Here is a 19,962-nt window from a genome sequence, read left to right on the forward strand (position 1 = left end):
GCCACCCCCAGGCTTCTGGCCGCCGCTTTGCCGATCCGTTGTCACCTCAGGACGAACCTCCGTCGCCCAGGACTCAACTCCCGCAAACAGAACGGCGATCCCTCGGTGCGCTCCCGGATCGCTGCCATATTCGAGAACCACTTCGGAGGTGGCTGTGACGCTAGAGGCGACAACATCCCTGACGTCAGTGACAGATACGGCGGACCGGACCGCCGCGCGCATCGCCGACCTGGCACACCGTCGGACGCGGGCGCTGGCCACGGCCGCGCCGAGAAGACTCGGCGCTCTCGGTGCGCGGGAGCGGATCGAACGGCTGCTGGACGCGGGCTCGTTCGCGGAGACCGGCGGGTTCGTGCGGGCCCGGGCCGTCGGGGACGGGGCTCAACGCCCTTACGGCGACGGGGTGGTGACCGGATTCGGCACGGTGGACGGGCGGCCGGTCTGTGTCTTCGCGCAGGACTCCACGGTCTTCGGCGGCAGCATGGGCGAGGCCTTCGGCGAGAAGACCGTGGCCCTCATGGAGCTCGCCCTGAAGACCGGCTGCCCGGTCGTCGGCCTCAACGACTCCGGCGGCGCCCGCATCCAGGAGGGCGTCAACTCCCTCGCTCTCTACGCCGAGTTGGTGCGCCGCAATGTGAAGGCGTCCGGGGTGATCCCGCAGATCTCCGTCGTCCTGGGCCCGTGCGCGGGCGGCGCCGCCTACTCCCCCGCCATCACCGACTTCACCGTGATGGTGGACGGCGCGTCGCACATGTTCGTCACCGGCCCCGACGTCATCGAGGCGGTCACCGGTGAACGCACCACCGCCGAGGAGCTGGGCGGCGCCCGCACCAGCAACTCCGTCAACGGCAACGCCCACTTCCTGGCGGCCGACGAGGAGGACGCGCTCGACACCGTACGCGAGCTGCTGTCGTACCTGCCCGCCAACAACCTGGAGCGGCCACCGGAGTTCGCGCCCGGTTCCGTCGCCGACGGCGCCCCGCTGGACACGGTCGTGCCCGACCGGCTCGGGCAGGTCTACGACATGCGGGACATCCTGCACGCGGTCGTCGACGACGGTGAACTCCTGCATGTGCAGGAGCTGTTCGCGCCGAACATCATCTGTGCGCTGGCCCGCGTGGAGGGGGCGAGTGTCGGGGTCGTCGCCAATCAGCCGCTGCACTCGGCCGGTGTCCTCGACATCGACGCCTCCGAGAAGGCCGCGCGGTTCGTGCGGTTCTGCGACGCGTTCGGCATCCCGCTGCTGACCTTCGCCGACGTCCCCGGCTATCTCTCCGGCGTGCGCCAGGAGCGGGGCGGGATCATCCGGCGCGGTGCCAAACTCCTCTACGCGTACGCCGAGGCGACCGTCCCGAAGGTCACCGTGGTGGTGCGCAAGGCGTACGGCGGCGGGTACGCGGTGATGGGCTCCAAGCACCTCGGCGCCGACCTCAACCTCGCCTGGCCCACGGCCCGTATCGCCGTCATGGGCGCGGAGGGTGCCGTGGGCCTGCTGCACCGGCGCGAACTCGCCGCCGCGGCCGAACCCGAGACGCTGCGGGCCGACCTGGTCGCCACGTACGAGTCCACGCACGGGACGCCGTACCTCGCCGCCGAGCGCGGGTACGTCGACGACGTGATCGCCCCGCGCGACACCCGCGCGCACGTCGGCCGTGCCCTGCGCGCGCTGCGCGGCAAGCGTGCCCCGATGCCGGAGCGGCGGCACGGCAACATCCCGCTCTGACCGCCCTGTTCGGCCCTCTCGCCCTGTTCGCCCTCGTCGGCCGACGCCGCGATGAACCGCGAAGTACCGCACTGTTCCGCGATGTGAGGAGCCACGCCCGATGGACACCCGCCGTCCCCCGCTCGCGCCCGCGTACCGGACTCTGCCCGAGTACGTGCGGCACTGGGCCGAACTCACCCCGGACCGCCGGGCGTTCACGTTCGTCGACCATCCCGCCCCCGACTCCCGCGGTGTGCACCGCACTTTGACCTGGCAGCGGCTGGATCTGCGCGTGCGGGCACTGGCCGCCCGGATCGCCGAGCACGCCGAACCCGGCGCGCGGGTCGCCCTGTTGTGCCCGCAGGGGACGGACTACATCACCGGATTCCTCGCGGCCCTGACGGCCGGGACGGTGGCCGTGCCGCTGTATCCGCCCGGGCTGCCGGGGCAGGGCGACCGGCTCGTCGGGGTGTTGGGCGACGCGCGCCCCTCCGTCGTGGTGACCACCGAGCGGGTCCTCGCGGAGGTGACCGACTTCTGCGAGCGCGCCCATGTACCGGTCCTCGCGGCGGACCGGGTCCCGGACTTCGCCGCCCTCGACTGGCAGGCGCCCGCGCCGGATCCGGCCGCGACCGCCTACCTCCAGTACACCTCCGGCTCCACCCGCGCCCCGGCCGGCGTGGAGATCACCCACGCCAACGTCGTCGCCAACGCCCGCCAGGCGCTCGCCGCCTACGGTGCCGACACGCATCAGGTGACCTGCGTGGGCTGGCTGCCGCTCTACCACGACATGGGGCTGGTGCTGAGCGTCGCGGCCCCGGTCGTGCGCGGGCTGCTGTCGGTGCTCATGGATCCGACCGCGTTCCTCCACGAACCGGCGCGCTGGCTGAGGCTGTTGGCCGCGCATCCGCAGGCGCTGAGCGCCGCGCCCAACTTCGCCTACGACTACTGCGCCTCCGCCGTCACCGGGGCGCAGAAGGAGGGGCTGCGGCTGGACGGGGTCGCCGCGTTGCTCAACGGCAGCGAACCCGTCCGGCCCGGCACCGCCGACCGTTTCCACGCCGCGTTCGCCGCGCAGGGGCTCGCGGCGGACGTGCACTGTCCGTCGTACGGGCTCGCCGAGGCCACCGTCTTCGTCAGCGCCGCCCGGCCCGGCCGCCCGCTCGGCCGGTTCGCCCTCGACCGTGACGCCCTCACCGCCGGGAAGGCCCTGCCCGCGCGGCCCGACGACCCCCGCGCCGTACTGCTGGCGGGGTGCGGAACGCCGGTGGGGCAGCGCGTGCGCATCGTCGATCCGGTCGCCCGTGCCGTGCTGACCGAGGGCGAGGTCGGGGAGATCTGGGTGCAGGGTCCGAACGTGGGCCGCGGCTACTGGAACAACTCCGCGCAGACCGGGAGCGTCTTCGGCGCCACGCTCGGCGCGGACGCGCCGGGGAGTTGGCTGCGCACCGGCGACCTCGGGACCGTCCTGGAGGGGCAGTTGATCGTCACCGGCCGGCTCAAGGACCTCATCGTCGTCGACGGCCGCAACCACTATCCGCAGGACGTGGAGGCCACCGCCCAGGACGCGCATCACGCCGTACGACGCGACCGGCTCGCCGCGTTCGGGGTGCCGGGCGGCATGGGTGAGCGGGTGGTGGTCGTCGTCGAGCACGCGCGCACGACCAGCCTCGCCGACATCGACGTACCGGCCCTGACGCAGGCCGTGCGCGCGGCCGTCTCCGCCCGGCACGGGCTGCGGCTCGCCGACGTCGTCCTCGTGGCGCCGGGCACCGTGCCCCGCACCTCCAGCGGCAAGGTGTCGCGCGCCCTGACCCGCACCCGCTACCTGGAGGGCGCCTACGCGGCGGAGACCGCGGTATGACGGCCGCCGACGCGAGAACGCTGCTGCGCCGCCGCATCGCGCAACGGGTCGCCGAGTGGAACGGCACGCCGGTCGACGACGTCCCGACGGACCGACCGCTCGCCGACCTCGGCATGTCCTCACGCGACGCGGTCGTGCTGGCGGGCGAGTTGTCCTCGCTGACGGGACGTGAGCTGCCGGCGACCCTGCTGTGGGAGGCGCCGACCGTGGACGCGCTGGTGGAGCGGGTGTGCGGTACGACGATGACACGTGTCGCTCGGGAGACCCCGGCCCCGGTGACACCCGGCGAACCCGTCGCGGTCATCGGCGTCGGTTGCCGACTGCCGGGCGGGGTGCGCGGTCCGGCCGACTACTGGCGGCTGCTCATCGACGGCGTCGACGCGATCGGCCGCGTTCCCGAGGACAGATGGGGCGACTTCTCGGCGTTCCCGCCCCCCGAAGTGCCTGTGCACGGCGGGTACTTGGACGACATCGCCGGGTTCGACGCCGACTTCTTCCGCGTCACCCCGCGCGAGGCCGCGGTGATGGACCCGCAACAACGCATCCTCCTGGAGGTCGTCCGCGAGACCCTCGACCACGCCGCCGTGCCCGCCACCGCTCTGGCGGGCACGGCCACCGGCATCTACGTCGGTGTCTCGGCCCCGGAGTACGGACAGCTCACCGGCGCCGATGCCGCAGCCGTCGATCCGTGGGCCCCGGCGGGCGCGGCGCTCAGTGTGACGGCGGGCCGGCTGGCGTACGTGCTGGACACGCACGGGCCCAACATGGCGGTGGACACGGCCTGTTCGTCCTCGCTGGTCGCCGTGCACCAGGCCTGTGCCAGCCTCCGCAGCGGCGAGACCGACGCGGCGATCGCCGCCGGGGTCAACGTCCTGCTGTCCCCCGTCGTCGGCGTCGCCTTCCAACGGGCGGGCGCCCTCGCCCCGGACGGCCGCTGCAAGCCCTTCTCCGCGGCGGCGGACGGCATCGGTCGCGGTGAGGGCTGCGCGGCGGTGCTGTTGAAGCGGCTGTCCGACGCGGAACGGGACGGCGACCGTGTCCTCGCGGTCATCCGGGCCACCGTGGTCAACTCGGACGGCCGCTCGAACGGGCTGCTGGCCCCCAACCCCGCCGCTCAGCAAGCCCTGTTGACGAGCGCGTACACACGGGCCGGACTCACCCCGGCCCACGTCGACCACGTCGAGGCGCACGGGACCGGCACCCCGCTCGGCGACCCGATCGAGGCGGGCGCTCTCGGCGCGGTGCTGGGCGCGGGCCGTGACCCCGAACAGCCGTTGCTGCTCGGCTCGGTGAAGGGGAATCTCGGCCATTTGGAGTCCGCCGCGGGCATCACCGGCCTGGTGAAGACGGTCCTCGCCCTCCACCACGACCTCGTCCCGCCCTCGCTGCACGGCGGCACCCTCGACGACGGACGGCTGCGCCTGGTCACCGAGCCCGAACCCTGGCCCCGCTACGGCGGTACGGCCACCGCGGGCGTCTCGGGCTTCGGGTTCGGCGGCACCAACGCCCATGCCGTACTGGAGGAATGGCGGCCCGCGTTCCTCCCGGTCGACACGCCCGACGTCCTCCGGGTGGAAGAGCCCGCCGCCCGCCTGCACCTCCTCTCCGACGTCGACACCGAGCGGGTCCGCGACACCGCGTCCCGTCTCGCCGCGTGGCTCCGCACCCCCGAAGGGAGCGCCGCCCGCCCCGCCGACGTGGCGCGCACGCTCGCGGGACGGGCGGGGCGTGGGCCGGTACGTGCGGCGGCCGTCGCGGGTGGCGGGGGCGAACTGGCCGAGGTGCTGGACGCGTTGGGGCAGGGCGGCCAGGACGCTCGGGTGCTGACCGGCGACCGCGATCTCGTAGGGCGCGGTCCGGTATGGGTGTTCTCCGGGTACGGCAGCCAGTGGACCGGCATGGGGCGCCAACTGCTCCTGGAGGAACCGGTGTTCGCCGCCGCCGTGGAGAAGCTCGACGCACAGGTGGCCGACGTGTTCGGCTTCTCGCTCCAGGAGCACCTGGCCTCCGCCGGGGATCTCGACTCGCTGGATGCCGCCCAACCTGTCCTGTTCGGCGTCCAGTTGGCGCTCGCCGAGCTGTGGCGGTCGTACGGCGTCGAACCGGTCGCCGTGATCGGCCACTCCCTGGGCGAGGTGGCCGCCGCCGTCTGCGCGGGCGCGCTGGACGTGGCGGACGCGGCCCGGATCGTCGCCGTACGGGCTCGGCTGCTCGGGCGGTTGCAGGGCGGCGCGATGGCCGTGGTCGACCTCGCGGACGGCGAACTGCCCACCCTGGAGCGGGACTTCCCGGGGGTTCACGTCGCCGTGCACTCCTCGCCCCGGCAGAAGGTCGTCACCGGGGACGAGATGGCCGTGGCCCGGCTGGTGCGCGGGCTGGAGGAGCGAGGGCGAGCCGCCCGGGTGATGCGGGTCGTCGGTGCCGGGCACTCACCGCAGGTGGATCCGCTGTTGCCGGAACTGGCCGAGGCCCTCGCGGACGTCCGGGGCCGGTCCCCGCGCATCCCCGTCTACTCGACCGTCCTCGACGAGCCGCGCGGCGCCTGCGAGTTCGACGCCGAGCACTGGGCCGCGAACCTGCGTCGGCCGGTGCGCCTGGACCGGGCTCTCGCCGCCGCGGCGGCCGACGGCCACAGCGCCTTCGTCGAGATCTCGCCGCATCCGGTCCTCGCCCGGGCCGCCGCCGACAACGTGCCCGGCGCTCTCACCGTCGGCTCGCTGCGCCGCGACGCGGCCGGATCCGCCGCGTTCCTCGCGCAGTTGGGCGCCTTGTACGCGGCGGGACTGGACCTGCCGCTGCCGTCCGGCCGCGTCATCGACCTCCCGGCACCGCGCTGGCGGCACGTCCGGTACTGGTGGACCGACGGCCGAACCCCTGTCGCGGCGCACGCCGCTCACCGCTGGGCAGAGCCGTCCCCAGCACCGTTCCCGGAGGACTCGCCGGCCGCTCGCGTCAGCCACCACATCGCCACCGTCACCGGCCATCCGGCGGCCCGGATCACCCCCGCCACGGCACTGACCGACCTCGGCCTGGACTCCCTCATGGCCGTCCGCATCCGTACCGCACTGGAACGCGACTTCGGCGTCGAGCTGCACCTGCGCGACCTCTTCGACGCCACCACGGTCGCCGAACTGGCCGACCGCGTGAGCCAGTTGACCGACTCGACGCACCCCCCGCTCTTCCTCTTCCACGCCGCCGGCGGAACCACCGACGTCTACCGCGCACTCGGCCAACTCCTGGGCGCCGACCGGCCGGTGCACGGACTGGACCGAATCGAGGACGCCCGTACCGTGTCCGAGAAGGCCCGCCGCTACGCCGAGGAGATCATCGCCGTCCGTCCCGACGGGCCGTATCTGTTGGGCGGTTGGTCCTTCGGCGGGTTCGTCGCGCAGGAGACGGCACGTCAACTCACCGCGTCCGGGCGGGATGTCGGACTCGTCGTGCTCATCGATGCGGTACGCCCCCTCCCCCGGCCGGACCGCGTGCGCACCCATCTCACGGGTTTCGCCCGGCACATCGCCGACACCTACGGGGTCCGACTCGCCCTGCCCTACGACGAGCTCGTGGCGATGGACGACGACCACGAGCGCATCGACCTCGTGCTGCGCACCCTGCGCGAGGCCGTGACGGTGCCGCCGGCCGCGTTGGAGCATCAGCGCGCCTCGTACCTGGACCTGCGGATCGGTGAGGCGCACCGGCCGGGACGGTACGAGGGCCGGGTGGTCCTGTACCGGGCCACCGAACCGGCTCCGCACACCGTGCGCGACCCGGCGTACGAACGGGACGACGACGCGCTCGGCTGGGACGAGGTGTGCCCGCGGCTGACGGTCGTACCGGTGGCGGGGCATCACCTGTCGCTGCTCGACCCGCCGTACGTCGACGAGATCGCCGCCCATCTGCGGCGGGTGCTCGCCTCGCCGGGCGGACCCGCCGAATCGGACTGAGGAGCCGCCATGCCCTGCCACCGCCCTGCCGGAACGTCCCCGAACGCCGACCGGCCGCACCCTTCTCCCACCGGCCCGTCCCGCCGTACCGTCGCCCGGGCCACGGCGGCCACGGGACTGGCCGCGCTGTTCGGCGCCACGGTCTCCGTGGGCCGGGCGCGGGCCGCGACCCAGGTCTCGGCGCGCACCTTCGACGTGTCCGTGGCCTCCCCCGCGCTGGGGCGCAGCGCACCGGTGCGGCTCATCCTGCCGTCGGACTTCGCCGCGCAACCCGCTCGGACGTATCCCGTGCTGTATCTGCTGCACGGGGCGCACGACGACTACACGTCCTGGACGCGGGAGACGGACATCGAGGCGTTCACCGAGGGCCGCGACCTGATCGTGGCGATGCCGGACGCGGGTCCCACCGGCATTCCGAGTGCCTGGCGCGGCGGCCCGGACTACGAGACCTTCCAACTCCAGGAGATTCCGGCGCTGTTGGCCCGCGACTACCGGGCGTCCGGGGTGCGGGCCGTCGCCGGGGTGTCCACCGGGGGTTACGGCGCGATGGCGCACGCGGCCCGCCATCCGGGCGCGTTCACCGCCGCCGCGTCCTACAGCGGCATCCTCGACACCACGGCGCCCGGGGTGCCCTCGCTGGTGGACGCGATCGTGGCCCGCGAGAGCTTGTCGCCGCTCTCCCTGTGGGGCAATCCCCTGCTGGACGCGCCGACTTGGCGCGGCTTCAATCCGCGCGCCCAGGCCGGCGGGCTGCGCGGGACGCCCTTGTACGTGTCCAACGGCAGTGGTGTGGTGGGAGGTTCGGGCGACTGGCTGCCGGAGGCGCTGGAGAGTCTGCTGTGGCCCTCCGCGCACAGTTTCACCGGCGTTCTCGCGCTGCTCGGCATTCCGGTCACCACGCACTTCTACTCGGGTGGTGGACACAGTTGGGCTTACTGGAAAGGGGAGTTCACGGCCTCGTGGCCGATGCTCGCCGGTGCGCTGGGGCTGCCGGAGTGATGTCGGTGCAGCCGGGGCACGGAACGGAGCGCAGGGGACGTCCGTCCAACACGGGACGTCCCCCTCGTCCCACGGGCAACGGTCCGTGGGCGAGCCGCCTCCGGGGGAAAGGAGTGTCCGTCGTGGCTGTCCCCACCCCGCGCGGAGTACCCACCGAGCCCGGAACGGCGCTGGTTCCCCCCGACCTGGCCGAGCTGCTGCGCGCCCAACTCGCCGCCGTCTCCAGCGAGGTGGAGGAGGTGGTGCGCAGCCAGGTGCCCGAGTACGCGCGGCCGGCCGACGGGACCTACCGCGAAAACCTCAGGTCCGGGGTGGTGCAGGCGCTCACGCTGTTCGTCGACCACATCGCGGACCCGCACGGCCAGAACGCCGCGATGGCGGCGGCGTACTACGAGGAACTCGGGCGCGGCGAGGCCCTGGAGGGCCGCAGCCTGGAGGCGCTCCAGTCGGCGATCCGCGTGGGCGGGATGCACGCCTGGCGGCTGATGGGCCGTACGGCGGAGGAACTCGGCCTGGATTCGGCGGTGGTGGCCGCGCTGGGCGAGCTGGCGTTCCGGACCGTGCACGAGGTCGCGGAGGCGGCCGCCGCCGGGTACGCGCAGGCGCAGTCCCGCAGCGCGGGCGAGGTGGAGCGGCGGCGCCGAAGACTGCTCGAACTGCTGCTGGGCGAGGGGCCGTTGGCGCCGGAGGCGCTGCAGGACCTGGCGCACGGCGCGCGCTGGCGGGTGCCGTCGCGGGTTGCCGTGATCGCGCTGGCGGGCCCCGCGGACCCACGTGCGGAGGACCGGCCGCCGGCGATGCCGGGCGCGCTGGCGGACATGGAGTCCCGGCCGCCGCGGGTGCTGGTGCCGGACCCGGAGGGCTACGGCCGGTTCGGCGGGCGGTCGTTCGTCCTCGGCCTGGGCGGCCGTCCGGCGGCGATCGGTCCTACGGTGCCGGTCGTCGAGGCCGCGCGGTCCTTGCACTGGGCGACGCGGGCGTTGGGGCTGATGGGCCGCGGGGTGCTGCCCCGGCAGGGCGTGGTGCTGTGCGCCGACCATCTCTCGACGCTGCTGCTGCACAGCGACGAACCGCTGCTGGCCCAACTGGAGTTACGGGCCCTCGCACCGCTGGACGCCGCTTCCGAGGGCCAACGCCCGCGGCTGGCCGAGACCTTGCTGGCCTGGCTGCTCAGCGGCAGCAACGTCCCCGATGTCGCCGCCCGGCTCCACATCCACCCGCAGACGGTCCGCTATCGCCTGCGCCAACTGGAGAAGCTCTTCGGCGCGTCCCTGCACGACCCGGGAACCCGCCTTGATCTGATCCTCGCGCTGCGTTCGGCGGAATTACGGGACGGTGAGCACGACTCACGACCCGACAAAAACAGAGACGGTTTCTGAATTCCCGTCCATAACACCGGTCACGGGAACGCGAATACCTTCGGGACAGTCCTTTCCACAGGCGCCGCAAGCGCCCCACCCTCAAAGGATTCCCATGCGTATTCGCTTATGCCTCGCCGCGCTCTCGCTGGCCGGCGGGGCCGGGCTCGCCACCCTCTCCGCACCCGCCGCGTCGGCCGCCACCTGTTCGGATCTCGATGTCGTGGCAGCCCGTGGCACCTTCGAGCCGGGCACACTCGGCCTGATCGTCGGCGACCCGGTGTTCTCCGCGCTCCAGCAGAAAATCACCGGAAAGACTCTCTCCAGCTATGCGGTGAACTATCCGGCCGACCTTTCCCTCACGTCCGCCGCGACGGGAAACCTCGATGTGGTGAATCACGTCAACGCGCAGGCGGCGGCCTGCCCGAATCAGCGTTTCATTCTCGTCGGCTATTCGCAGGGCGCGAACGTCGTCGACAACTCCCTCGGAATCAGCAGCGACGGCGCGGTGGTCGGCAGCCCGATCGTGGCGACCATCCCCGCGGCGGTCGAGCCGAAGGTCGCCGCGGTGCTGCTGTTCGGCAACCCGATCCGGGCCCTCGGCAAGAGCGTCACCGGCACCTACCAGAGCCGCACCATCGACTTCTGTGCCAACGGTGACCCCATCTGCCAGAACGGCGGAACCGACGTCCTCGCCCACCTCGGCTACACCTCCGACGCGGGCGCGGCGGCGACGTTCGCCGCGGGCAGGATCTGAGCCGTAGCAACGCGGCAGGGCGCGAACAAGACGGTAGGGCCCGGGAGTTGACCCTCCCGGGCCCTACTGGTGCGCGGGGAGGGCTACTTGGGCGACAGGGCGAACGCGGCGAGGCTGCTGGAGACGATCTCGGGCCGGCCGTTGTTCTGGACGGGCGCCGCCGTCAGGACGTCCAGGTGCTGGTAGCCGGGGGCGATCACGGGGTGCAGGTCGGCCGGGATGTGGCCGGCCAGCAGTCCGTCGCCCGCGAGCACGGTGAGCGTCGGGTTGGCGGTCAACCCGCCCGGGTGCACGAGGAGTTGCTTCACCTGGGGCGAGGTGGCCAGCTCGATGTCGGTGACCAGCTTCGTCGGGAAGTACTGCTCGGTGAAGTCCAGCGGCTGCTCCCCCATGCTGCGGGCCAGTTCGTGGATGTCGGTGACTTCCTTGGACGCGCCGGTGAAGGGAGTCCCGTCCGCGGACCGGTAGCCGGGGTCGTCGGCGGCGCCGACCCGGTCGTAGTTCCGCCAGGTGTAGAGCGGGCCGTGCGGCTGGGCCGGGATGGCCTTGTACTCGACGCCGAAGAGCTGCGACTGGTCCGAACTCCCGTTGGCGGCGGGGAAGTTCTTGTCGGTGAGCGGGCCGCCGTCGAAGAGGCCGACGCTGCTCTGCAGGAACGCGAGGGGGACGGAGTTGTCGTCCATGAGCGAGCCGAGGACGGCGTCGTTGGTGAGCCGGAAGTCCTTCACCGCGGGTGAGCCGGTGAGGAAGGTGGCGGTGTCCTTGGAGAACAGGAAGCGGTTCGTGGCCTCGATGTTGACGTTGGAGGGGAGATAGGCGGGCAGGTCCGCCTCGCCGTCGGGGGCGCGGACGGCGCCGAGTCCCGCGATCGCGAGCAGGGTCATGGTCTCGGGGTTGAGCAGCACGGGCGCGGACAGCGAGCGCGAGAGGAGCCCGCTGTCGAGCCCGGCCTGTACGACGCCGTAACCGAGCCCGATGTCAGGCAGGTTGGTGTCGTCGGGGATGCTGCCGCTCAGGTCCGCGAGCGAGGTGGAGATGGTCGTGTCGAGGGCGAAGTAGCCGGCGCACTGGTTCTGTCCGGCGTCCGCCGTGGTGGCGGGGTTGCCGTCGAAGTCGGCCGCCGCGAAGTACCCGGTGATCACGCCGCCGAGCGAGTGTCCGCCGCACAGCACCTTGCGCTTGCGCAGCCCCTGGTCGGGCAACTCGGCGACGAGCAGGTCGTATTCGTCGCGCACGGTCTGTTCGATGCCGAGCTTCGCCATCCAGCCGAGCTGGTCGTTGCCGACGTACCCGGCGAAGGTCCGGCCGCCGACGGCCTTGCCCCGGTAGTAGTAGTCGACGGCCGTGTGCTGGTCGCCGGAGGCGACACCGGTGGGATCCTCAAGGCAGTTGGAGCGCCGGTCCAGGGCCCAGAACTCGATGTGCCGTCCCTGCGCGGCGGCTTGGGCGACCGTGTCGCGGGCGACGCTGTCGAACGCGCCGGCCCCCTCCAGGATGCCGGGCTGGGCCACGAGGATCCGGTCGGCGTCGGCCGACGCGCTCGGCCCGTCGGCGGCGCGGTAGCGCAGATACGACAGCCAGTCGCACGCCCCCGGACGGGCGCCGAACGACTGCGGTAACGGCACTTTCACCCGCACCACCGACTCGGCCACACCGTCGGCGGGATGTGTCGACGCGACCGGGGTCTCGGTGCGCGCGCTCTCGCCCTGTGCCTGCGGGGCGGCCACGGTGAGCGCGCCCGCGGTCAACAGCGCCGCGAGCGCGGCACCGCGCCATGTACGTCCGGTCCTCGTGGCTCCGCGCCACGAACTTCCTTTGCTGCGACTCGTGTTCATGGCCGGACCGTAGGACGGCCGGGACCCCGGGTTCAGCCGGTGCTCACAAGAACGCAGCGCCCGGCGAGCCCCTTGTCACCGGCCCGCAGAGAACGGGCCGGTGAGATCAGGCGTCCTTGATCGTCACGGTGACGGGCGTGCCGGTCTCGACCGTACGGCTGACCGTGCACAGCCGGTCGTGGGAGACGGTGACGGCGCGGGGCAGGATCGCGCGGGCCCGGTCCCCGGCCTCCCCCTCCGGGAAGGTCACGGCGAAGGTGACCGCCAGGTCGGTCATCCGATTGCCCAGATCGTCGCTGACCTTGTTGCCGGTCACGGTGACGGTGAACCCGTCCGGTTCCGCGTGCCGAGTGGTCGCCACATCCACGTCGGCCGCGGTACAGCCCCCGATCGCGGCGAGCAGCAGCTCGACCGGGGTGAACTCGGTGGCGCCGCCGGCGGCGGTACCGAAGTCGATCGTGCCGCCGCGGGCGTTGGCCGCGGTGAAGCGGCCGGGGGCGGTGCGGTCGACGGTGACTTGGCGCAGGGGGTTGTCGGTCATGGTGGGGATCTTTCCAGAGAGCGCCACCGGATCGCGCTGTCGGCCGGTGCGGGCAGGGCGTGTCCGCGCTGCCCGCACCGAACCCGTCAGGACACCTGCGAAGCGTCGACCAAGACAACCCGGTGGTTGTACTGAATGGTGTAGTACTTGGCCGCCCCCGTGACATACCTGTCGCCCGAGACGAAGAAGTCGTCGGCGCTGACCGGTGGTTGGGTGGCGACGTAGGCCTGGCCCGCCGGGAAGGCGTAGACGGTCAGGGGTTTCTGTGTGGACGGGGACAGGCCCGAGGGGTACTCCGACGCCTGCGGGTAGCCGGAGCCGTAGAGGGTCGCGGGCTGGTCGCCGGAGTGGAGGACCGTGGCGTCCGGCGCGGGACAGGTGTTGACGCCGTGGGGGTTGTAGAACCACACCTTCGCGCCGCTGAACCAGATGGCCGTCCAGTCGCCGTCGACGTCGGCCACCACGAACTGCTGGCCCGCCTGGACGGTGCTGCCCCAGTCGTGGATCGAGTCGGTGCCCGCGCTCGCGCCGGGGTGGACGGCCGGGTCGGCGAACAGGGGCGCGTCGGCGCTCGGGGCGGTGCGCACGGGAAGGAAGTTGGCGGGCTCGGTGCTGTCGGTGCACGCGGTGGTGGCGCCGGTGGGGTCGTCGGCCGGGCAGATCTGGACGGTCTGCTCGTTGGTCGCGAACCTCGGGCTGACGGTGATCGCCGAGCCCACCGTCGGGACGTGGCGCGCGGCGCTCTGCGCGCTCGGTCCCTCCGCCGGGGCGACCATGTCCATGAACGCGGTCCAGTCCCAGTACGGACCGGGGTCCCAGTGCATGCCCGGCACGTAACTGTCCTGTGGGCCGGGCACGTTGTCGTGGCCGATGATGTGTTCGCGGTCGAGCGGGATGTCGTACTTCGCGGCGAGGTACGTCACCAGATCGGCCGTCGCCTGATACTGCGCCTGCGAGTACCAGGTGGCGCCGTGCGCGGCGTGGCCCTCGTGCTCGATGCCGATCGAGTGCATGTTGAACCAGTAGTTGCCGGCGTGGAACGCGATGTCCTTGGTGTGGGTCATCTGCGTGACGGCCGCGTCCGAGGCCCGCATGACGTAGTGCGCCGAGTCACCGGACCCCACCGTCTGGAAGGTCTTGATCGCGGCGTCGTAGGACGACTCGGTGTCGTGCAGGACGATGTACTTGATCTGCACTCCGTCGTCCGGCCGGCCCGCCACCTGCCCGTTGGTGGCGGCCGCGGCGAGGAAGGTGCAGTCGACCGTGGGCGGGCACTCGGTGTCGGTGGCCGACACGGCTGCTTTCAGCTTCAGTTCGGACAACTGCCCCGTCTCGGGGTGGACCGATCGCTCCGCCGCGAGGTGGACGTGCTGTCCGTCGAGGGTGGTCCGTGCGGCGCCCGAGGACACGGTCCGGAAGACGCGGTCGGCGAAGAGCTGTGCGGCCTTCCGGTCCGACGACTGGCTGTACCTGGCCACCGCTCCGTACCAGTCGGCCGGGTCGGCGGAGCTCTTCCCCGTCAACTCCCGCTCGTACGAGGCGAGCAGGGCGGCACCGGCCCGGATGTTCTCGCGGTCGTCGGTGCGCAGTCGCGCCGCCTGGGTGCCGGTGAGTTCGGCCGCCGTGTCGAGGGTGTGCAGGGCCGGGGCCGAGGTCAGCGCGGTGAGGTCGCCGCGGCCGGCGGCACCCGCCGAACCTCCGGAGACCATCGTGGCGGTGACGTCCGTGAGGTTCATCGGGCCGTAGCCGCCCGAGGTGTTGTACTGCCCGTCGTGGTCGTCCCACCGCGACTCCTGGTACGACACCGCCAGCAGCACGGGCAGCGGTACGCCGAACTCCTCGGCCGCGTCGGTGAAGGCGGACTGCCGGTCGGCGGCAGGGGTCTGGGCGGCCTGTGCCGTGGACGGCAGAACGGCGAAACAGCCCGCGGCCACGGTGCCGCCGGCCAGGATCGCGGCCAGCGCCTTCCGGGGTGATCTTCTACGTGAGGATTGCTGCAAGGATCTTCCCCTGTGTCTGGTGCCCTGCGGCAGACGTGCGGCGCGACGCCTGCCGGAACCACTCTGCGGAAGCTTCCAGCATCGCCTACCGGACTTGGCAACTCCCTTACCTGACAGGCGAGTCGGCGCCTTACCTGGGCGTCAGCCGCGGGCGCGGCAGGGCGGGTCGAAGTCCGTCGCCGCGAAGTACCGTGCCCATTCGGCTCTGGTGATCCTCGGGTACGCGCTGTCGCAGACGCGGGCGGCGACCCGGTCGAGGCCGGTGTCCCACAGCCGGATCGTGAAGTCGTTGCCGCCGGTGGCCAGGGTGTCGCCCTGCGGGCCGAACGCCACGGCCGGTACCGGGTTCGCGTGGCCGGTGAGGACGGCGGGAGCAGTCGTGGTCGTATCGCGTACGTCCCACAGCAGGGCCTTGCCGTCGGCCGCGCCGGCGGCCAGTCGGCGGCCGTCCGGGGAGAAGGCCAGGGCGTAGAGCCAGGAGCCGGACGGCCGTAGCCGTGTCACCTTCGGCGGGCTGCCGAGGTCGCCGAGGTCGATCAGCCAGACTGCCCGGTCCGGCCGGTGGACCGCGGCCAGGCGCCGGTCGTCGGGGCTGAACACGCCGTCGGTCAGCGGCAACGACCGCAAGGGGGAAGGGAGTTCGCGCGGGCTGCGCGGATCGCCGATGTCCCAGAACCGCAGGGTGCCGACGTTGCCCGTGCTCGTCACCAGCGTGCGGCCGTCGGGCCGGAACGACGCCATCGTGACATCGGGTCCGCCCTCGGCGATCCGGCTCAGCGGCCGGGGACGCCCGGGGTCGGAGAGGTCCCACAGTCCGGCTCCGTGCTGCGCCCATACGACGAGCAGCCGACCGCCGGGGGCGAACCCGGCCCCGGCGACCTCGCCGGCGTCGCAGGGAAGGACCGACCTGAGCCGTGGTCTTCGTGGGTCGGTCACGTCCCAGACGCGGACGGTGGTGTCCTCGCTCGCGGTGACGAGGGTGCGGCCGTCCGGGCTGAAGGCCACGGACCGGACGAACCTGGTGTGTCCGCGCAGGACCGCCAGCGGCCACAGGGCCCGGCCGCCGGTGACCTGCCACAGGCGTGCGGTGCCGTCCCAACTGGCGCTGGCGAGCAGCCGGCCGCCGGGGGCGAACGCGACGGACGTGACGACGTCGTCGTGGGTCGCGAGCGACAGGTCCAGCAGCCGGTCGGCGTTGGCGAGCACGCGGCCGTCCGGGCTGAACACGGCCTGGTAGGCCCCGCCGGGAACCGCGCCGACGCGCCGGGGACGGTCCGGTTCGGTGAGGTCCCAGAACAGGGTGGACCCGCCGACCGAGACGAGGGTGCGGCCGTCGGGGCCGAACGCCACCGACCAGACGATCGCGGTGTGACCGGGCAGGACGGTCGGTGGTCGGGCCTGGGAGCCGCCGTCGCCGAGGTGCCAGATCCGTGCGGTGTGGTCCCAACTGCCGGTCGCCAGGCTCCGGCCGTCCGGACTGAACGCCACCGAGGTCACGATGTCGGTGTGTCCGCGCAGCACGTCGAGTCGGCGCGGCTCGGCGGGGTCGGTGACGTCCCACAGCCTGGCGGTGGTGTCTCCGGTGGTCGCCAGCGTGTGCCCGTCCGGGCTGAACGCGGCCGAGGTGACCGCGCCGGTGTGGCCGGGGAGGGTGGCCAGCCATCGGGGATGCCGGGGGTCCCGTACGTTCCAGAGCCGGGTCACGCCGTCGGTGTGACCGACGGCGATCGTGTCGCCGCCGGGCCGGAACACCAGCCACAGCGGCCCGGCGGCCGACTCCGGCAGGGAGCTCAGCGCGGCGGGCGCCCGCGGGTCCGTCACGTCCCACAGCCGCACCGACCGTTCGCTCGCCGTCGCCAGGACACGACCGCCCCGCCCGAAGGAGACCGACAGCATCCGCCAGGGCTGGCTCAGGACCGCGAGCCGGACGGGACGGTGGGCGTTCCGTACGTCCCACAGCCGGACCGTGCGGTCCCAACTCGCGGTGGCCACCACCGAGTTCCGGGGAGCGAAGGCGGTCGAGACGACGTCGGCGGTGTGGCCGGTGAGGCGGCTCGTGTACGGCGTCGCGAAGGTGTTCATGAGCTGAGCACGGACGTCGGCCGTGGGGGCCAGCCGGAAGGCGGCCAGGTTCAACTGCGCGGCCAGCGCCGGGTTCTGCTGCCGCAGCTCGGCCGCGTCGGTGGCGACCTTGCGCGCGACGGCCACGTTGCGCTGCCGTACGGCCGAGTCGCGCGAGGCGACGACCAGCACGCCGGTGGTGACCGCGGTGATCACCAACACCGTGAGCAGCGTGGCCAGTTGACGCAGACGGACCGTCCGCCGTCTGACCGCCGCCAGCTCGCCGGCCTGCGCGTCGCTGCTCGCGTCGAGGAAGCTCCGTTCCCTGGACGTCAGCCGCTTCCCGTCCACGGCGGCCAGGTCCAGCGCGGCGGACAGGCGGGCCCCGCGCCACACCGCGTGCGGGTCGCGGCCGTGGGCCTCCCAGTCGGCGGTCGCGTCGGTGAGCTGCCGGTGCAGGAGCAGCCGTTGCCGGGCGAGGGATTCGAGCACGAACGCGGTGTCCGGGCCCGGGTCCAGCTCGTCCGCGGTGATACGGCGTCTGGTGTCCTCGGTGCCGTCGCCGAGTGCGGTCAGCCGCAGGAACAGCGATCTGGCGAGGTCCTGCCGTACCGGCGACAGCGCCCGGTAGGCGGTCTCGGCGGTCCGCGCGAGCGCGTGCTGGATGCCGCCGGCCGCCAAGTACCCGTCCAGGGTCAGGCGGTTGCCGCTGCGGCGGCGCCAGGTCTCCACCATCGCGTGCGAGACCCCTGGAGTACTGCCGACGCGTCAACACCGGCCAACTGGACAGCGTGCTCGATCTGTTCGCGGACGAGGCGCGGCTCGTCGACCCGTTGGGCAGCGAGCCGGTGACCGGCCGCGCGGCCATCGGCGCCCGGCTGGCCCCGGCGCTGAGCACATCCCTCCACGAGGAGCCGGGCCGTCCGTACGCGGCCCATGACGGCCGTTCCGTCGTGTTGCCGGCCACCGTCACGGTGGGCGCACCGGGCCTGCCGCCGCGACGGGGGGCGTGGACCCGGGTGATGGGCGTCCTGGATGTGGGCGAGGACGGCCTCATCCAGGAACTGCGTGTCATGTGGGGTGTGACGGACACATCGTGGTCCAGCGGCCCGACGGCCGACGAGGAGCACCGCAAGGAACTCGCCCGCGCACACTGCCTGCGTATCAACGAGGGTGACGTGGACGGTCTGCTCAAGCTGTACTCGCCGCGTATCCGCTTCGAGGATCCGGTCGGCTCCTGGATCCGGACGGGCTTGGAGACCCTGCGTGCACACGCCACGATGTCGGTGGGCAGCCACGTCCAGGAGACGGCCGGGATCACGGTCGCCGCGCAGGACGGGCGCCACGCGGCGGTCACGGTCTCCGCGACGACGGACTACCTGCCCTCGGGTCCCCTCCTGGCCCGCCACAACCTGATGACCCTGCCGACTCCGGCCGACTCCGGCCGGGCCCGCATCGGCATCGAGTACGTGATGGTGATCGGCGTGGACGGCGACGGCCTCATCGACGAGATGCGCGCGTACTGGGGGGCGACCGACGTCTCGCTGCTCGAACCGGCGGGGTGAGCCTGTCCGTTGAACAGCTGCTCCGGGTCTGCTCAGCACCTTTCCGATTGCCGCGCATGATGTGCACACAGTGACAAATCCGCAGTGGTCGGCTCGCCTCGGTCGACTCCCGACCAGGATCCGGACCGACGTCGCTCCTGGGGAGAATCTCCAGTGTCGCAACCGGCCACGGATACACACCGTTTGGAGCGGCCGGACATCACACCCGCAGTCGCCAGTCCTCGGGCCTCACCCAAGGAACGACAGGCGAACCATCCTGTCTGAATTATCGCGATTCGTATCCGCCAAACTCCGTTAGGGCAACTCCCGTTCGGTCCTGCTTGTGGTGGCCGCCACCCAGCGGGCAGCCGTTCCGCACTGGTCATCTGATCCGGACACAGGGCGATCGGGACTCCGGCGGCCCGCCCACACATCATGGCGCTGCATGAAATTGCTCGTTTGATAGCTATAAATTACCCAAAGAAGCCATGTGCTTTCATGGAAGCGCGCACGGCGCGCATCCGGCGCGCTTCGATCGGGCACATCGCTACAGGGGGCTATGAACATGGCGGCACCGCAGGTCAGGTGGAGCGCGCTGCTGGACATGCTGACACGCGACGGCCGGATCGAAGTGGAGGCGGCGGCCTCCGCATTGGGGGCCTCCGCCGCGACCATCCGGCGCGACCTGGACGAACTCGCCCGCCAGCAGATGGTCACCCGCACCCACGGCGGGGCGGTGATCAACGCGATCGCCTACGACCTCCCGCTCCGGTACAAGGCCGCGCGCAACGCGCCCGAGAAGGAACGCATCGCGAACGCGGCGGCCGGCCTGGTCAAGGCCGGAGAGGTGGTGGGACTGAACGGCGGCACGACCACCACCGAGGTGGCCCGGGCGCTCGCCACCCGTGCCGACCTCAGTTCCGGTGGCACGGACACCGCGCTCACCGTTGTCACCAACGCTCTGAACATCGCCAACGAGTTGGTCGTACGGCGGCACGTCAAGCTTGTCGTGACCGGCGGGGTGGCCCGCCCTGCGTCGTACGAGCTCATAGGGCCGCTGGCCACCGAACTGCTCATGGAGATCGCGCTGGACCATGTCTTCATCGGCGTGGACGCCATCGACGTCACCCACGGCGCGACCGCCCATCATGAGGGCGAGGCCAGCATCAACCGGGCGCTCGCCCAGCGCGCCCAGCAGGTCGTCGTGGTCGCCGACTCCTCCAAGCTCGCCCGGCGGGCCTTCGCCCGGATCTGTGCCGTGGAGGACATCAACGTCCTGGTGACGGACAAGGCCGCCACCGACGCGCTCACGGAGCCGTTCACCGCGGCCGGTGTGGACGTCATCCGGGCCTGACGC

12 protein-coding genes and 1 pseudogene are annotated in these 19,962 nt (G+C 72.4%); 8 read left to right on the forward strand and 5 right to left on the reverse strand.

Going from position 1 to position 19,962, the window contains the following annotated elements; all coding sequences use genetic code 11:
- Positions 1-187: 187 nt before the first annotated feature.
- The 6 genes from OG223_RS08520 to OG223_RS08545 all read left to right on the forward strand — a co-directional run bounded on the left by OG223_RS08520 (position 188) and on the right by OG223_RS08545 (position 10,624).
- Entirely contained in the window at positions 188-1,723 is a 1,536-nt protein-coding gene (locus OG223_RS08520) for an acyl-CoA carboxylase subunit beta (protein WP_329244686.1), read from the forward strand.
- A 100-nt stretch (positions 1,724-1,823) separates the two neighbouring features.
- A complete protein-coding gene (locus OG223_RS08525; protein WP_329244689.1) occupies positions 1,824-3,566 on the forward strand; it encodes a fatty acyl-AMP ligase in 1,743 nt (580 codons plus the stop codon).
- Positions 3,563-7,510, forward strand: coding sequence for a type I polyketide synthase (locus OG223_RS08530; protein WP_329244693.1), 3,948 nt, complete (start codon positions 3,563-3,565; stop codon positions 7,508-7,510). Before OG223_RS08525 ends, OG223_RS08530 begins: the two co-directional genes overlap by 4 nt.
- A gap of 9 nt (positions 7,511-7,519) precedes the next feature.
- Entirely contained in the window at positions 7,520-8,509 is a 990-nt protein-coding gene (locus OG223_RS08535) for an alpha/beta hydrolase (protein ID WP_329244696.1), read from the forward strand.
- A gap of 122 nt (positions 8,510-8,631) precedes the next feature.
- Positions 8,632-9,888, forward strand: a complete 1,257-nt coding sequence (locus OG223_RS08540) for a PucR family transcriptional regulator (RefSeq protein WP_329244698.1) — start codon at positions 8,632-8,634, stop codon at positions 9,886-9,888.
- Between the two features lie 94 nt (positions 9,889-9,982).
- Positions 9,983-10,624, forward strand: coding sequence for a cutinase family protein (locus tag OG223_RS08545; RefSeq protein ID WP_329244700.1), 642 nt, complete (start codon positions 9,983-9,985; stop codon positions 10,622-10,624).
- Positions 10,625-10,707: 83 nt separating this feature from the next.
- Here OG223_RS08545 and OG223_RS08550 read toward each other — a convergent pair whose 3' ends face one another.
- The 5 genes and pseudogenes from OG223_RS08550 to OG223_RS08570 all read right to left on the reverse strand — a co-directional run.
- Positions 10,708-12,459 carry a hypothetical protein gene (locus tag OG223_RS08550; protein WP_329244703.1) on the reverse strand — a complete coding sequence of 584 codons (1,752 nt, stop codon included), beginning with the start codon at positions 12,457-12,459 and terminating at the stop codon, positions 10,708-10,710.
- A gap of 106 nt (positions 12,460-12,565) precedes the next feature.
- The gene (locus OG223_RS08555; RefSeq protein ID WP_329244705.1) at positions 12,566-13,000 is read right to left on the reverse strand and encodes an OsmC family protein; all 435 of its coding nucleotides are present in this window, start codon (positions 12,998-13,000) and stop codon (positions 12,566-12,568) included.
- A gap of 86 nt (positions 13,001-13,086) precedes the next feature.
- Complete coding sequence (locus OG223_RS08560) at positions 13,087-15,000, reverse strand: N-acetylmuramoyl-L-alanine amidase (RefSeq protein WP_329244707.1); 1,914 nt, start codon at positions 14,998-15,000, stop codon at positions 13,087-13,089.
- A 141-nt stretch (positions 15,001-15,141) separates the two neighbouring features.
- Positions 15,142-17,082 carry a WD40 repeat domain-containing protein gene (locus OG223_RS08565; protein ID WP_329265197.1) on the reverse strand — a complete coding sequence of 647 codons (1,941 nt, stop codon included), beginning with the start codon at positions 17,080-17,082 and terminating at the stop codon, positions 15,142-15,144.
- Positions 17,083-17,520: 438 nt separating this feature from the next.
- A pseudogene (locus tag OG223_RS08570) lies at positions 17,521-17,811 on the reverse strand (nSTAND1 domain-containing NTPase); the annotation flags it as partial.
- Between OG223_RS08570 and OG223_RS08575 the strand changes: the two are divergent.
- Both OG223_RS08575 and OG223_RS08580 read left to right on the forward strand, forming a co-directional pair.
- On the forward strand, positions 17,811-18,626 hold the full coding sequence (locus OG223_RS08575) for a nuclear transport factor 2 family protein (RefSeq protein ID WP_329265199.1): 816 nt from the start codon (positions 17,811-17,813) through the stop codon (positions 18,624-18,626). The pseudogene OG223_RS08570 and the gene OG223_RS08575 sit on opposite strands and share 1 nt — an antisense overlap.
- 544 nt (positions 18,627-19,170) lie before the next feature.
- Positions 19,171-19,959 carry a DeoR/GlpR family DNA-binding transcription regulator gene (locus tag OG223_RS08580; protein WP_329244710.1) on the forward strand — a complete coding sequence of 263 codons (789 nt, stop codon included), beginning with the start codon at positions 19,171-19,173 and terminating at the stop codon, positions 19,957-19,959.
- The last annotated feature ends 3 nt before the right edge of the window (positions 19,960-19,962 follow it).

Origin of the sequence: Streptomyces sp. NBC_01478, from assembly GCF_036227225.1 — a bacterium.
Classification (GTDB): domain Bacteria; phylum Actinomycetota; class Actinomycetes; order Streptomycetales; family Streptomycetaceae; genus Streptomyces.

Bases quoted from the DNA above. Each gene is read 5' to 3' on its own strand.
- OG223_RS08530 (WP_329244693.1), top strand. From the start codon at position 3,563: ATGACGGCCGCCGACGCGAGAACGCTGCTGCGCCGCCGCATCGCGCAA.
- OG223_RS08580 (WP_329244710.1), top strand. From the start codon at position 19,171: ATGGCGGCACCGCAGGTCAGGTGGAGCGCGCTGCTGGACATGCTGACA.
- OG223_RS08555 (WP_329244705.1), bottom strand. From the start codon at position 13,000: ATGACCGACAACCCCCTGCGCCAAGTCACCGTCGACCGCACCGCCCCC.
- OG223_RS08565 (WP_329265197.1), bottom strand. From the start codon at position 17,082: ATGAACACCTTCGCGACGCCGTACACGAGCCGCCTCACCGGCCACACC.
- OG223_RS08550 (WP_329244703.1), bottom strand. From the start codon at position 12,459: ATGAACACGAGTCGCAGCAAAGGAAGTTCGTGGCGCGGAGCCACGAGG.
- OG223_RS08545 (WP_329244700.1), top strand. From the start codon at position 9,983: ATGCGTATTCGCTTATGCCTCGCCGCGCTCTCGCTGGCCGGCGGGGCC.
- OG223_RS08535 (WP_329244696.1), top strand. From the start codon at position 7,520: ATGCCCTGCCACCGCCCTGCCGGAACGTCCCCGAACGCCGACCGGCCG.
- OG223_RS08525 (WP_329244689.1), top strand. From the start codon at position 1,824: ATGGACACCCGCCGTCCCCCGCTCGCGCCCGCGTACCGGACTCTGCCC.